The 13,666-nt window shown below is 72.3% G+C and carries 12 protein-coding genes; 10 read left to right on the forward strand and 2 right to left on the reverse strand.

Features of this window, described 5'->3' with window-relative positions; translation table 11 throughout:
* Positions 1-23 precede the first annotated feature (23 nt).
* Entirely contained in the window at positions 24-2,927 is a 2,904-nt protein-coding gene (gene tmk / locus CXR04_RS20050; RefSeq protein ID WP_234380351.1) for a dTMP kinase, read from the forward strand.
* Between the two features lie 726 nt (positions 2,928-3,653).
* Here tmk and CXR04_RS20055 read toward each other — a convergent pair.
* Positions 3,654-4,160 carry a 2,4'-dihydroxyacetophenone dioxygenase family protein gene (locus tag CXR04_RS20055; protein WP_101423734.1) on the reverse strand — a complete coding sequence of 169 codons (507 nt, stop codon included), beginning with the start codon at positions 4,158-4,160 and terminating at the stop codon, positions 3,654-3,656.
* Between the two features lie 234 nt (positions 4,161-4,394).
* On the opposite strand from CXR04_RS20055, the gene CXR04_RS20060 reads away from it, so the two are divergent.
* The 9 genes from CXR04_RS20060 (at position 4,395) to CXR04_RS20100 (ending at position 12,073) form a co-directional block, all read left to right on the forward strand.
* The gene (locus CXR04_RS20060; RefSeq protein ID WP_101426487.1) at positions 4,395-5,339 is read left to right on the forward strand and encodes a LysR family transcriptional regulator; all 945 of its coding nucleotides are present in this window, start codon (positions 4,395-4,397) and stop codon (positions 5,337-5,339) included.
* 155 nt (positions 5,340-5,494) lie between these two features.
* Positions 5,495-6,265, forward strand: coding sequence for an SDR family oxidoreductase (locus CXR04_RS20065; RefSeq protein ID WP_101423735.1), 771 nt, complete (start codon positions 5,495-5,497; stop codon positions 6,263-6,265).
* A 53-nt stretch (positions 6,266-6,318) separates the two neighbouring features.
* Complete coding sequence (locus CXR04_RS20070) at positions 6,319-6,972, forward strand: RraA family protein (RefSeq protein WP_018841348.1); 654 nt, start codon at positions 6,319-6,321, stop codon at positions 6,970-6,972.
* Between the two features lie 11 nt (positions 6,973-6,983).
* A complete protein-coding gene (locus CXR04_RS20075; protein ID WP_101423736.1) occupies positions 6,984-7,937 on the forward strand; it encodes a sugar kinase in 954 nt (317 codons plus the stop codon).
* Between the two features lie 22 nt (positions 7,938-7,959).
* Positions 7,960-9,099 (forward strand): ABC transporter substrate-binding protein, encoded by a 1,140-nt coding sequence (locus CXR04_RS20080; RefSeq protein ID WP_234380352.1) that lies wholly within the window; start codon positions 7,960-7,962, stop codon positions 9,097-9,099.
* Positions 9,087-9,995, forward strand: coding sequence for an ABC transporter permease (locus CXR04_RS20085; protein WP_234380353.1), 909 nt, complete (start codon positions 9,087-9,089; stop codon positions 9,993-9,995). Before CXR04_RS20080 ends, CXR04_RS20085 begins: the two co-directional genes overlap by 13 nt.
* Positions 9,995-10,897: an ABC transporter permease gene (locus CXR04_RS20090; RefSeq protein WP_234380354.1), complete on the forward strand. Its 903-nt coding sequence runs from the start codon at positions 9,995-9,997 to the stop codon at positions 10,895-10,897. The genes CXR04_RS20085 and CXR04_RS20090 overlap by 1 nt, the downstream gene beginning before the upstream one ends.
* Positions 10,894-11,736: an ABC transporter ATP-binding protein gene (locus CXR04_RS20095; RefSeq protein ID WP_101423738.1), complete on the forward strand. Its 843-nt coding sequence runs from the start codon at positions 10,894-10,896 to the stop codon at positions 11,734-11,736. Before CXR04_RS20090 ends, CXR04_RS20095 begins: the two co-directional genes overlap by 4 nt.
* Positions 11,705-12,073, forward strand: a complete 369-nt coding sequence (locus CXR04_RS20100; RefSeq protein WP_101423739.1) for a hypothetical protein — start codon at positions 11,705-11,707, stop codon at positions 12,071-12,073. The genes CXR04_RS20095 and CXR04_RS20100 overlap by 32 nt, the downstream gene beginning before the upstream one ends.
* Positions 12,074-12,168: 95 nt before the next feature.
* Here CXR04_RS20100 and CXR04_RS20105 read toward each other — a convergent pair whose 3' ends face one another.
* A complete protein-coding gene (locus tag CXR04_RS20105; RefSeq protein ID WP_101423740.1) occupies positions 12,169-13,581 on the reverse strand; it encodes a mandelate racemase/muconate lactonizing enzyme family protein in 1,413 nt (470 codons plus the stop codon).
* Between the last annotated feature and the right edge of the window lie 85 nt (positions 13,582-13,666).

The following is a 13,666-nucleotide window of genomic DNA, read 5'->3' on the forward strand; positions in this document are numbered from 1 at the left end:
GCCCGTCCCGCTAGGCTGACCGCATGCGAGCCGACCAGCCGACGACAGCGCCGGACCCCACCGAGAGCCTTGTCGCGGACTCGCGCGAGCGCGCCGTGCGGGCGCTGCTGCGCGTGCCGTCACTGAGGCGGTTGTGGGGCGCCCATCTCACGAGTGCCACCGCGGACGCGCTGGCGATGCTCGTCCTCGTGCTGCTCGCGCTCCAGGCGGGGCTCGCGGCCGACTCGTTCGGCGGCGGCTATCGCGGCGCGGCGGTCACGGTCAGCGTGGTCTTCGCGGTCCGGCTGCTGTCGACGGTCGTCTTCGGTGCCGTGCTGCTCGGCCCGGTCGGGTCGCTGCTGTCCGGGACCGGGAAGCTGGACCGGCGCTGGACGATGGTCGGCGCGGACGTGGTGCGTGCGGGGCTGCTCATCGTCGCCCCGCTGTGGATCGACTGGACCCAGGACTCGGCGCTGACCTGGATCCTCGTCACCGTCTTCGTCGCCGGCGCGGCGGAGCGGGTGTGGATCGTCGCCAAGGACAGCGTCGCCCCGGCGCTGCTGCCCGCGCCGCCGCCCGAGGGTGCGGCGATAAGGCCGCTGCCCGACCACGGCGCCGCGCTGCGCCGGCTGTCGCTGCGCACGGGGTACGGGGCGCTGCCGCTCGGTGCCGCCGCGCTGCTGGTGACGGCGTGGATCGGCCGGCTGCTGGGCTCCGGGTTCGACTGGTTCGACGGGCACCCGGGTGCGCTGGGCTCGTATCTCGCCGCCGGGCTCTTCGCGGCGTCGGTCTCGGTGCTGTTCTTCATGGAGCTGCCCGACGGCGGGGCGCGGGCGCGCTCCCCGCTGGAGGGGCTGCGCCGGCCGCGCGCCGCGGACGGCGGTCCCGAGCGCGGGCGTACGGGCGCGGTGCCGCTGCTCGTCGCCGCCTGCGCCGCGGCGGCCGCCGCACTCGCCGCGTCCGTGGCGCTCGCCGTCCTGCAGGCGCAGGAGGCGTACGACATCGACGGCACCATCGCCTACGCGCTGCTGGCGCTCGCCGCCACCGCCGGTCCCGTGCTCGGCGTGCGGACGGCGCCGCGGGTGCTGCCGGGGCTGTCGCGGCGGCGGCTGCTGGCGCTGGCCGTCGGCGTCGCCGGGATCGGGCTGCTCCTCGTCGGCCTGGTGGCCGACGCGGCGACGGGAGTGCTGTGCGCGCTGCTGGCCGGGACGGCCGCGGGCGTCGCCGCCGCCACCGGGCACGCGCTGCTGGAGCAGGAGACCGAGGAGGCCCGCAGGCCCCGGCTCGTCGACCACCTGCACGCCGTCTCGCGCGTCGCCGTCGCGCTCGCGCTGATCGGCGCGCCGCTGCTGGCCGCGGCCATCGGCCGGCACCGCCTGGAGGCGGGCGACCTGGTCTTCGCGCACGGCGGCGCGGCGTTCACGTACATGCTGGCCGGGGCGCTGCTGCTGCCGGTGGCGGTACTGGTGCTGGTGCGCACCGACGACCGGCAGGGGGTCCCGCTCCGCGTCGACCTGCGCGAGGCGCTGCGCGGCGCGGACCCGGCCGAGGGGCTGGCGGAGAGCGGGTTCTTCATCGCCGTCGAGGGCGGCGACGGGGCCGGGAAGTCCACGCAGGTCGAGGCGCTGGCGCAGTGGATCAGGGACAAGGGGCACGAGGTCGTCGTCACCCGCGAGCCGGGCGCCACGTCCATCGGGCAGCGGCTGCGCTCCATCCTGCTCGACGTCTCCACCGCCGGGATCTCGCACCGCGCGGAGGCACTGCTGTACGCGGCGGACCGCGCGGAGCACGTGGACGGCCTCGTCCGGCCCGCGCTGGAGCGGGGCGCGGTGGTCATCACCGACCGGTACATCGACTCCTCCGTCGCGTACCAGGGCGGCGGGCGCGAGCTGTCGCCGACCGAGGTGGCGCGGATCAACCGCTGGGCCACCGGCGGGCTCGTGCCGCATCTGACGGTGCTGCTGGACATCGCGCCGGAGACGGCACGGGAGCGGTTCACGGAGGCGCCGGACCGGCTGGAGTCGGAGCCGCCGGAGTTCCATGAGCGGGTGCGCGCGGGATTCCTGGCGCTGGCCGCCGCGGACCCGGGGCGCTATCTGGTGATCGACGCCGGGCAGGACCCCGGGGTCGTCACCACCGCCGTACGGCACCGCCTGGACCAGATCCTGCCGCTGTCGGAGCAGGAGGTGCGCGCCCAGGAGGAGGCCCGCCGCAAGGCCGAGGAGGAGCGCAAGCGCCGGGAGGCCGAGGAAGCCGCGCGCAAGGCCGAGGAAGAGCGGCTGGAGCGGGAGCGGCAGGAGCAGTTGGAGCGGCTGCGCCGGGAGGAAGAGGAACGCAAGCGGCGCGAGATCGAGGAGGCCAAGCGGCTGGAGGCCGAGCGCGAGGCCGAGTTGGCCCGGCATCGCGCCGAGGAGGCCCGCCGCCAGGCGGAGGAGGAGCGCAAGCGCCGCGAAGCAGAGGAGGCCGCGCGCCGCGCCGAGGAGGAGCGGATCCGGCGGCAGGCCGACGAGGAGGCGCGGCTGCGCCGGGAGGCGGAGGAGCGCCGCAAGGAGAAGCAGCGCAAGGCGGAGGAGGCGCTGCTGCGCGCGGAGCAGGAGCGGCTGGCGGCGGAGGCCGCGGCTTCGGCCGCGGGCGCGGGTACCTCGAACGACACCACGCAGCCGCTGCCGGCGAGCGGTGAGCCGGACATACAGGAGACGTCCCGGCTGCCGCAGACGCGCACGGACGCCGCGCGCGACGCGGAGGAGACCCGCGTGCTGCCACAGGTCCCGGACCCGGACGCGGAGGAGACGCTCCAGGTGCCGCAGGTCCCGGACCCGGAGGACCAGGACCGCCGCCGTCCCCGTCCGGACTGGGCGGAGGAGACCCCCCTGGACGACCTCCCCAGCCTGGCCGACGAACTCCTGGGCCCCCGCGGCGAAGAAGACCGCGAAGACCGCCGCCGCTGACCCCCTGCGGGGCGCCGCTGTTGAGCGGCGTCGCCGTGCCGGTGTACGGGGCCGCTGCCGGGGCGGGCCGGGCCGGTTGCGGCACCGGCGCTCCCCGGCAGCGGCCACCGGGTGCGCAGATGCGGGCTGCGGCAGGCGTGCGTGCGTGTGGCCGGTCGCCGATCGTTCCCGCTGGGCGTCGCCGCTGCGCCGGCACGCGAAGACCGCTGCCGCGCAGGTGCGGATCGCCCGCGGTACCGGTAGCCGATGACGGCTGCCGGGCCGGGCCGTCCGCCGGTACGGGCCTTGGCCCGGGAGACGGCGCCGGGCACACCTGCCGGACCCCGTCGCTGAAGCGCACCGACGCCGGTACGCGCGGGGCGTACCGGCGTCGGGGGAGCGCGGCGCGTGCGTGTGAGCACGGCCCGCGGCCGCGCGGGCGTCCGTGACCGCGGTCGTGTGCGCGGGCCAGGACGTGCTCGTGTCCGCGGCGTACGTGCCACTACGGCCGTGTCCGCGTCCGCCGTGCACGTTGCTCGACGGCGGTCGCGTCGGCACGTACGCGCGGCTACGACGGTGCTCGCGTCGGCGACGTACGCGGGACGCGCGTTCGCCGCGTATCCACGTCCGCGGCCCGCGCGCGTGCGCCGCCACGTCCCGCCTCCGCACCGGCCGGCGTCGGCGTCGGCGTCCGCGGCCTACCCGCGCCCCGCCCCCGCCCCGTCCGTACGCGCCGGCCGCGGGCTGTCAGCGGATGAACTGGTCCACGTAGTCCGCGCCCAGGCCGTTGTCCGCGTAGTGGGCGCGGGCCATGTCGATCTTGGTGAACACGTCCTCGTAGCCCGTGTTCCGGTTCTCCTCGTCCAGGTAGATCATCGCGCCGCTGATGTTGAAGAACGTGATCATCTCCGCGCAGTCCTCCGGCACCGCCAGCGTGTGGATCTCGCCCGGCGGCTCGTAGACGAAGTGGCCCTGCTCGGCCACCCACGGGTGCTCGTAGTAGTGCCACTTGCCCTTGATCACGTACCCGAAGACCGCGCCCGGGTGCCGGTGCCGGGAGACGATGCCGGCGGCGGTGACCTTCAAGAGGTTGCACCACTGGCCCGTCACCGTATTGAAGAGCAGCGGCCGGAACCACACATTGGGCGCCTGCGGCACCCACACGCGCTCGTCCTCGGGGACGGCGGCGACGGCGAGTTCGGGCGGCAGCGACGTGGTCGCCGCGATGACGGCGGGGGCTACTTCATTGGCCATCCCCCCACGAAGCCAGTTGTCCGAATGCTGGTCAAGGGCCGACTTTCGAATAGCGGCATTCGCCCGGCGGATATGGCTGTCACGAGCATTACGCCGTGCACGACTGTTGCCCCTTGCTAGCCCGCAACTTAGCCTGAGGACGGCTGTTGATCACTGGTGCCGTTGTGCTGATCGGGCTGGGTCGGGCTGGTTTGGGCGGGAAGACGCGCTGCTTCGGTGCGGGGTGAGGGCAAGATGTTGAACCCGGATGTCAGGCTGGAATGGTTCGTCTCCTTCCTCGCGGTCATCGAAACGGGGAGCTTCGTCGCCGCGGCCGAGTCCACCAAGCGGTCGCAGCCCCGCGTCAGCATGCACGTCGCCGCGCTGGAGCGCGAGATCGGCCTGCCCCTCTTCGACCGCCGCAAGCGTCCCGTGGAGCTGACCGAGGCCGGCGTCGTCCTCGCCGACCACGCCCACGAGATACTGCGCGCGCTGGAGTCCGCGGAGGCCGCGATGGCCCCGTGGCGCAGCGGCGCCCGCGGCGTGGTGACGCTCGGTTCGTACCCGAGCGCGAGCGCCGCGTTCGTGCCCGCCCTGCTCCAGGGGCTGGCGCGGACGAGCCCCGAGGTGCGGGTGGTGCTGGTGGAGCGGTCGACGCTGGAGCTGGACGACGCCCTCACCTCCGGCGCCGTCGACGTGTACCTGCGCCCGATGTCGCCCCCGCCGTCCTCCGCCTCGGTGCGCAGCCGGCTGCTGTGGGGCGAGTCGCTGGTCGCCATCCACCCCAGCGAGCACCCGCTGGCAGAGGTGCCGGATCCGCTGTCCGTCGACGCCGTCGCCGAGCACCCGATCGTGTCGATCGGCCGGCTCGACGCCCCGGAGACGCCCGACTTCGAGACGTACCGGACCTTCCGCGACAACGGCCACGAGATCGAGCCCGTGCAGGCCACCAACCAGCCGCAGACGCTGGTCTCGATGGTGCGCCAGGGCATCGGCGTCGGCGTGACCAACTCGCTGGCCGCCCAGGTCGCCGACGTCGACGGCGTCCGCGTACGGCGGCTGAAGGGGGCCCCGGAGCGCCGCGTGGCGGTCTGCTGGGACTCCTCACGGCCGCTCACGCCGTCGGCCCGTACGCTGCTCCGCGCCATCGTCCGGGCCCGGATCCCGGCCGGCACCCACGCGGTGCCCGCCGCCGCGTGACCGGGCGTGCGTGCGTATCCGTCCGGCGCGGCCCGGCACATCAGCTTTGCGAATACTGTCATTCGCAATTCAGTCTTAACGCCCCGGCAGTCCGCTTCTAATGTTTCCGTAGCCGGAACCATGCACGGCTGGGACCGAATGAAGGGAGAGGGGCGTTGACGGAGGAGTCTGATTCCCGGACCGGGGATCTGCACGGCCGTCGTGCGCTCATTACGGGAGCGGGCAGCGGAATCGGGCGTGCAGTTGCGCTCGGGCTCGCGGCCGTCGGCGCCGACTTGGTATTGCTGTCGGAGCGCGACAATCTCGACCCGGTGGCCAAAGAGGCCGCTGAATTGGGAGTTTCCGTCACTCGCGTGCACGTCGACCTGACCGATGCCGGGGCCCGCAGGGGTGAGATCAGTCAACTTGTCGAGAGATTCGACCTGGACATTCTGGTCAACAATTCGGGGCTCATTCGCAGAGCCCCGGCCGCGGAATTCGGGGACGCCGACTGGTACGACGTCGTGGAGTTGAACCTGCACGCCGCATTCGAGCTGACCCGGGCCATCGGCGCGGGCATGCTGGAGCGCGGTTACGGCAAGATCATCAACATCGCGTCGGTGCTCAGCTTCCAGGGCGGGATGTACGTCCCGTCGTATACGTCGAGCAAGCACGCCCTCGTCGGACTGACCCGCGCACTGGCCAACGAGTGGGCCGGCCGCGGCGTCAACGTCAACGCCGTGGCCCCCGGCTACATCGACACCGCCGTGACCTCGGAGCTGCGCGCCGACGGCGTCCGCAGCAGCGAGATCCTCGCCCGCATCCCCGCAGGACGGTGGGGCCGCCCCGCCGACATCGCAGGACCCGTGGTGTTCCTCGCCTCGCCCGCCGCCGACTACGTCCACGGCCACGTCCTGGCCGTCGACGGCGGCTGGCTGTCGCGCTGAGACCCCGGCCGCCGCGATACAGCACGCACGTACGAGATCGGAGCCAACACGAGATGACGACGACCATCCCGCCGGAGACCATCGCGGCCTTCCACGGCATAGCCACCGCTTCGGTGGCCGACGCCGTGGAGCAGAAGGGCGTACGGGGCTACCTCACCGGAAGCATCAAAGCGGTGCTGCCGGGCAAGTTGGTGGGCCCCGCGGTGACGGTGCAGGAGGTGCCCTCCCACGTGTCGGAGCCCCCCACGCACGCGCTGCGTGCCATCGACGAGTCGGCGCCGGGCAGCGTCATCTGCATCGCCGCGGGCGGCGCCGACGTCGCGGTGTGGGGCGGCCTGATGGCCGCGGGCGCCGTCACCAACCAGATCGCCGGCGCCGTGCTCGACGCCGGGGTACGGGACGTCGAGGAGATCCGCCGCGACTACCCCGAACTCCCCATCTACGCCCGCGGCGCCGTCCCGGCCACCACCGTCGGCCGCTACCGGACCGTCTCGCTCAACGAGCCGGTCGAGGTCGGCGGCGTGTCCGTACGCCCCGGCGACCTGATCGTCGCCGACAGCGACGGCGTCGTGTGCGTGCCGCTGGAGCTGGTCGCCGAGGTGCTGGCGCTGGCCACGGACATCGAGGAGCGCGAGCGCGAGCAGACCCGGCTCATCCGCGAGTCGGGCTCGCTGCGCGGCGGCCTCGAGAAGTACCAGCGGATCTGACGGCGGCGGACATGGACAACGACATCCTCGCGATCGGCGAGCCCCTGCTGGAGTTCAACGCCCGCGCCGAGGGCCGCGAGCCCGTCGGGCCTGGCGACGACTTCGCCGTCGGCTACGGCGGCGACTCGTCGAACTTCGCGGTGGCCGCGCAGCGCTCCGGCGCGCGCACCGGCTACGTCACGCGCATCGGCGACGACGACTTCGGCGACGCCCTGCTGCGGCTGTGGCAGCGCGAGGGTGTCGGTACCGAGCACGTCGTCCGGGAGGCGGGCGGGCGTACCGGGATCTACTTCATCTCCCGTACGCCCGCGGCCAGCAGGTTCACGTACTACCGCGCGGACTCGCCGGCCAGCCGGCTCGCCCCGGCCGACGTGCCGGCCGAGGCGATCGCGCGGGCGCGCATGCTGCACGTCACCGGGATCACCCAGGCGATCAGCCCGTCCGCCTGCGACGCGGCCTTCCACGCCATGGAACTGGCCCGCGGCAGCGGCACGCTGATCGGCTACGACCCCAACTACCGCCCCGCGCTCTGGCCCGTCGAACGGGCCCGCGCGGTGGTCATGCGCAGCATCGAGCTGTGCGATGTGGCACTGCCGAACCTGGAGGAGGGCAGGCTGCTCACCGGCCTGCACGAGCCCGAGGAGGTCCTCGGCGCCTTCGTGCGCCGCGGCCCCGGCATCGTCGTGCTCAAGATGGGCGACCAGGGCGCCCTGCTGGCCCACGAGGGCACCGTGACCCGCATTCCGCCCCACCCGGTGCGGGCCGTCGACCCCTCGGGGGCCGGCGACACCTTCGACGGCGCGTTCGCGGCCCGGCTCCTGGAGGGTGCCGTACCGCTGGAGGCGGCCCGCTACGCGGCCGTCGCCGCCGCGCTCACCACCACCGGACCGGGAGCGGTCCTGCCGATTCCGCACCGGGCCGCGGTGGACGCGCTGCTCCCCGGCGCTCCCACACCAGCCCCGTAGCCGTACGGATCAGGAGAGACTCATGTTTCGCGCATCACGTCACATAGCAGTGGCGGCGGCTTGTTCGGGAGCCCTGCTGCTGGCCGCCTGCGGCAGCGACTCGACCGTGGACGACGACGTCGACGGTGGCGCAGGAGGCACCGAGCCGACCAAGCTGTCCGCCGGGTACGTCTCCGCCATCGACCAGATCGGCCTGCCGGCCGGCGTCGAGGCGGGCTATTTCGACGAGCAGAACCTCAACGTGAAGCTGAAGGAGCCCTACCCGACCGGCGTCGACGCGCTGAACGCGCTGCAGGCCGGCGAGGTCGACGTGGTCCAGGTCGGCACCCCGGCCATCGCCGCCGCCCAGCAGGGCATCGACCTGGTGCTCGTCGGCAACTACACCGGCTCGTCCTCGCAGCTCAGCATCGACGAGACGATGGCCGTGGTGGCCGGCGGCGACTCCGGCATCGACGGCAAGGACCTCTCGACCCTGCGCGGCAAGCGCATCGGCGTCTCCGAGGGCTCCATCAACCACCTCTATCTGCTCGGCCTGCTGGACGACGCGGGGCTGAAGGCCGGCGACATCGAGATCGTCAACACCGAGCCGCCGGACATGGCGGTCGCGCTGGAGACCGGCGGCATCGACGCGGGCATCGTCTGGGACCCGTGGCCGATCACGATGACCGGGCAGGTCGACGGCGCGAAGGAAGTGCTGCGCGGCGGCGGCTACATCCCGTTCATCGGCTACCTGGTCACCACGCGCGACTACGCGGAGAAGAACCCCGAGGTCATCGAGCAGTTCCTGACCGCCCGCGCGCAGACCGACCAGTGGATGCGCGAGAACCCCGACGACGCCGCCGACTCGGCGACGCGCTGGCTGCCGGGCACCGAGAAGGCGGTCGCGCAGGAGGCGATGAAGCACAACGTCAAGCAGCTCGACGGCCGCTTCTCCGCCTGCAACTACCTCGCGCTCGACACCCTGGCGGGGCTGCTGGCCGAGCAGGGCAACGTCGAGAAGGGCTTCGACGTCAACAAGTACTTCCAGCCCGAGCCGATCCTCAAGGTCATGAAGGACAACCCCGACCTCTTCGCCGACCTGCCGCCCGTCCCGGACGCGGCGGCGATCGAGGGCGGGTACACCTTCGACCGCGACACGGCCGCCGAGGCATGCCCGTCGTGACCACGCCCCGTACCGAAAAACAGGCCACGGCCGCGGCCGCCCCCGCCACGGGGCGGCCGCGGCCGGGCGGCCGGCCGCCGGGGCAGCAGCGCAAGCGCAAACGCGGCGCGGCCAACACCCCGGCCGCGCGCGCGATCTCCGCGCTGTGGTTCCTCACCCCGCTCGCGCTGCTCGTCGTGGTGTGGCTGGTGGTCGTCGCGATCACCGATCCGCCGCTGCGAGTCTTCCCGCAGGTCGGCGACGTGCTCTCGGCGCTGGGCGACATGTGGTCCAGCGGCGAGCTGTTCGACCACCTCGGCGCGAGCCTGCGCCGCATGGGCATCGGCTCGGTGATCGCCATCGCCACCGCCCTGCCCTTCGGTATCGCGCTGGGCTCCAGCGCGGCGCTGTCGGCGTTCTTCTCCCCGCTGCTGCGGTTCTCCGTGGCGCTCGCGGGCATCGCCTGGATCCCCGTCGCCACCCTGTGGTTCGGCTACGGCGACAAGGCCGTGATCTTCATCGTGTGGAACGCGATGTTCTTCGCGATCACGTACAACGCGATGCTCGGCGTCCGGCAGATCCCGACCCAACTGCTGCGCGCCGCACGCAGCATGGGCACGAGCCGGCTGCGGATGTTCTGGGAGGTGCTGCTGCCGGGCGCGCTGCCCAGCGTCGTCACCGGCCTGCGGGTCGGCCTCGGCTACGGCTGGCGCGGACTGGTCGCCGCGGAGATCATCGCGAGCAACGCGGGCCTCGGCTACGCCCTGTTCCAGGCGCAGAAGTACTTCCGGACCGACGTGATCATCGCTTCGATGGTCATCATCGGCGTGCTCTGGCTGCTGATGGACCGGCTGCTGCTGGCCCCGCTGGAGAAGCGCACGGTGGAGCGCTGGGGCATGACGGGAGGGAGGGGCTGATGGCGTCGGACACGACTGACACGGCCAAAGCCGCCAAGCCCGTACGGCGCGCGCCCGCGGGGCGCAAGCCGCGCAAGGGCGCGAGCCCGGGGGTGGTACGCGCCCGGAAGGTCTGGCTCTGGCTCACCCGCCGCGCCGCGTTCCGCAACCTCGGCCCGTTCGTGCCGGTCATCGCGCTGTGGTGGCTGGTCGCGGAGATGGGCGTCTTCGACGAGGCGTTCTTCGTCGGCCCGCCGCGGGTGGTCGAGGAGTTCGGCGACCTGATGGAGAAGGGCATCCTGCCCGGCTACCTGACGGACTCGCTGACCAGGCTGGCGTACGGCGTCGGCTTCGGCCTGGCCATCGGCCTGCCGATGGGCTTCGTGGTGGCGATGTTCGCCAAGGTCCGCCGGTTCTTCTGGCCGATCCTGCTGTTCTTCCAGGCGGTCGCCGACATCGCCTGGCTGCCGATCGTGATCGTCTGGTTCGGCTTCAGCCTCACCGCGGTCACCTTCGTGATCGTCTACACGATCGTCTTCCCGCTGATGCTGAGCGTCGTGGCGGGTGTGGAGCAGGTGCCGCGCGAACTGCTGCGCGCGGCGCGCAGCCTCGGCGCGAGCAGGACGCGGGTGTTCTTCGAGGTCATCCTCCCGGGCGCGCTGCCGTCCGTGGCGGGCGGCGTCCGCACCGGGCTCGGCTACGGCTGGCGCGCCCTGGTCGCCGCCGAGATCATCGTCGGCACCAGCGGCGTCGGCTTCATGATGTTCGACGCCCGCCGGGTGGGCGACATCAGCCAGGTGTTCCTGGGCATGGCAGTGCTGGGAATCCTGTGGTACGCGCTCGACGCCATGGTCCTGGCGCCGTTCGAGCGCGCCACCGTCGAACGGTGGGGCATGGTACGGAGTTTGGAGGCCGACGGATGACGGCGCTGGAGATCACAGGACTGCACAAGAACTACGTCGACGCGTACAGCGGCGAGGAGGTCACCGCCATCGGCGACGTCTCGTTCAGCGTGAACGAGGGCGAGTTCGTCTCCGTGCTCGGCCCGAGCGGCTGCGGCAAGACGACCGTGCTGAACATCGTCGCCGGCTTCGTGAACCTCACGGAGGGCTCGGTCGTCGTCGACGGCCAGGAGGTCGGCGGCCCGGGACCCGACCGCGGCGTGGTGTTCCAGAGCCACGCGCTCTTCCCCTGGAAGACGGTGCTGGGCAACGTGGTCTTCGGGCTGCGGATGAAGGGCGTGCCGCGCGCCGAACGGGACGCGAAGGGCAAGGATTTCCTGGAGCTGGTCGGCCTCGGCGGCTTCGAGCACAAGTACCCGCACGAGCTGTCCGGCGGCATGCAGCAGCGCCTGGGCGTGGCCCGCGTGCTGGCCAACGAGCCGGCCGTGATGCTGATGGACGAGCCGTTCGCCAGCATCGACGCGCAGACGCGGCGCAAGCTGCAGGAGGACCTGACCCGCATCTTCGAGAAGCGGCACCCGACGGTCTTCTTCGTCACCCACGACGTGGACGAGGCGGTGTTCCTCTCCGACCGGGTCGTGGTGCTCTCCAAGCGCCCCAGCCGGGTACGGGAGATCGTCACCGTCGACCTGCCGCGGCCGCGGGAGTGGCGTACGGCGCTGGAGATGCCGGAGTTCCGGGAGATCGCGAACCGGGTCAACGAGCTGCTCGTCGACGACGGGGGCGCGGCGGCCGGCGGCGCGACGGACGACGCGGGAGGTGCGGCCGATGGCGACGGAACGGCAGTCGCTGGCGTTTAGGGCGGTCCGCAGCCCCACGATCCGCCGGCTGCTCATCCTGGTCCTGCTCATCGTCGCGTACCAGGTCTGGCTGACCGTCCAGGCGAGCGGCAAGGTCGACCCGGCGGTCGGCGACGAGCGCGACATGCGCGGCCGCTTCTCCGCCGACGTCGAGCTGGGCTTCCCGCCGGAGCGGTACCACATCCTGCGGATGCAGAAGCACGGCCGGATCGCCGGCACGGACGGCAACACCGTGCATCTGCGCGGCGTGGCGCCGGCGGGCGTGGACGCGCTGGCGCGGGAGTACTGGATCAAGCGCATCGTGCCGCCGGAGGACGAGACCCCGGCGGGGCGGTGAGCGCGCGCCCCGCGCGCTGAAGCCTGGAGCCCGTACGCACCACCCTGGTCGGGTGCGTACGGGCTCCTCGTCTGCCGCCCCGCTGGTGACGGGGCTCAGCTCCAGGTGCGGTCCCAGGCCGGGTTCTCGTTCCACTCCTTCGTCGGCGCGAACAGCTTCTCGCCCTCGGCCAGGTGCCTGGCCATCTCCTTCTCGTCCAGCTCCACGCCGAGGCCCGGCGCGTCGGTCAGGTGGTAGAAGCCGTCCTTGAGCAGCGGCTCTCCGCCCGCGATGAGGTCGTTCCAGAACTTCACGTCGCTCGCGTGGTACTCTAGGCAGACGAAGTTCTCGGTGGCGGCGGCGATGTGCGCGCTGGCCATCGCGCCGATCGGCGAGCCCGCGTAGTGCAGCGGCATCGCCATGCCCTGCTCGCGCGCGTAGTCGCCGATGCGCTTGGTCTCCAGGATGCCGCCGGCGGTCGCCGGGTCGGGCTGGACCAGGTCGACGGCGCCCTCGTCGACGAGGGTGCGGAACGACTCCAGGCCGTACATGTCCTCGCCGGTCATCGTGGGGACGTTGACGGCCTTCGTGATCTCCTTCCAGTCGTCGGTGCGGAACCACGGCACCAGGTCCTCCAGCCAGGCGAGGTGGTAGCGCTCGAAGCGGTTCGCCAGCCGGATCGCGGTGTTGACGTCGAAGTGGCCGAAGTGGTCCATGCCCATGGGGACGTCGTAGCCGACGGCGTCCCGCACCGCCTCCACGTACTCCGCCATGGCGTCCAGGCCCTTGTCGGTGATCTGCACCATGGTGAGGCCGTGCTCGGTCATGCCGTAGCCGCCGGGCGTCCCGTCGTACTGCTGGAGGTTGCCGTCGTAGAGGCTCTTGCCGACGACCGCGCCCGGCAGGTCCTGCACGATTTCCAGGCCGAGGTCCATCTTGAGGAAGGTGAAGCCCATCTCGACGCGCTCTTTCATGCGCTGCGCGTAGACCTTCGGGTCCTCGGACTCGGTGGTGTCGGTGTAGAGGCGTATCTTTCTGCGGTACGCGCCGCCGAGCATCTGGAACACCGGCACGCCGTACGCCTTGCCCGCCAGATCCCACAGCGCCATCTCGACACCCGAGACACCGCCGCCGCGGCGGCCGTGGTTGCCGAACTGCTTGAGGCGCCTGAAGAGCATCTCGACGTTGCACGGATTCTCGCCGAGGAGCCGGCTCTTCAGCTCCAGCGCGTAGCGCTTGTCGGCGTCGTCGCGCACCTCGCCCCAGCCGGAGATGCCCTGGTTGGTCTCGATGCGGACGATCGGGCTGGTGAAGGGCACGCCCTCCAGCACCGCCACCCGCAGGTCCGTGATCTTCAGCTTGCTCGGCTTCGACGCCCTGGTGACTTTCTGGGTGAGGAACTCGACCTGTTCTTCCGCCGGTCGGAATGCGAGTGCGCCGAGCCCGAGGCCGCCCGCGGCGGCGGCTGCGCCGAGTCCCAGTACGGTGCGCCTGGAACGCGTGCCGGTGCCGTTCTCGGATTCCTGCATGTGGGGGTCCTCCGTAAGGATTCCGGGAATTCTGCGGCTCACCATAGGGGCGGTTCCCGGGGCGTGGGAGCGGTCCCGCGGCGTT

The organism is Streptomyces sp. CMB-StM0423 (genome assembly GCF_002847285.1).
GTDB lineage: Bacteria > Actinomycetota > Actinomycetes > Streptomycetales > Streptomycetaceae > Streptomyces.

Excerpts from the sequence above, each read along its gene's own strand:
- CXR04_RS20100 (WP_101423739.1), top strand. The coding sequence starts at position 11,705 with ATGGCGACGGAACGGCAGTCGCTGGCGTTTAGGGCGGTCCGCAGCCCC.
- CXR04_RS20060 (WP_101426487.1), top strand. The coding sequence starts at position 4,395 with ATGTTGAACCCGGATGTCAGGCTGGAATGGTTCGTCTCCTTCCTCGCG.
- CXR04_RS20070 (WP_018841348.1), top strand. The coding sequence starts at position 6,319 with ATGACGACGACCATCCCGCCGGAGACCATCGCGGCCTTCCACGGCATA.
- CXR04_RS20105 (WP_101423740.1), bottom strand. The coding sequence starts at position 13,581 with ATGCAGGAATCCGAGAACGGCACCGGCACGCGTTCCAGGCGCACCGTA.
- CXR04_RS20055 (WP_101423734.1), bottom strand. The coding sequence starts at position 4,160 with ATGGCCAATGAAGTAGCCCCCGCCGTCATCGCGGCGACCACGTCGCTG.
- CXR04_RS20080 (WP_234380352.1), top strand. The coding sequence starts at position 7,960 with ATGTTTCGCGCATCACGTCACATAGCAGTGGCGGCGGCTTGTTCGGGA.
- CXR04_RS20085 (WP_234380353.1), top strand. The coding sequence starts at position 9,087 with ATGCCCGTCGTGACCACGCCCCGTACCGAAAAACAGGCCACGGCCGCG.
- CXR04_RS20095 (WP_101423738.1), top strand. The coding sequence starts at position 10,894 with ATGACGGCGCTGGAGATCACAGGACTGCACAAGAACTACGTCGACGCG.
- CXR04_RS20075 (WP_101423736.1), top strand. The coding sequence starts at position 6,984 with ATGGACAACGACATCCTCGCGATCGGCGAGCCCCTGCTGGAGTTCAAC.
- tmk (WP_234380351.1), top strand. The coding sequence starts at position 24 with ATGCGAGCCGACCAGCCGACGACAGCGCCGGACCCCACCGAGAGCCTT.
- CXR04_RS20090 (WP_234380354.1), top strand. The coding sequence starts at position 9,995 with ATGGCGTCGGACACGACTGACACGGCCAAAGCCGCCAAGCCCGTACGG.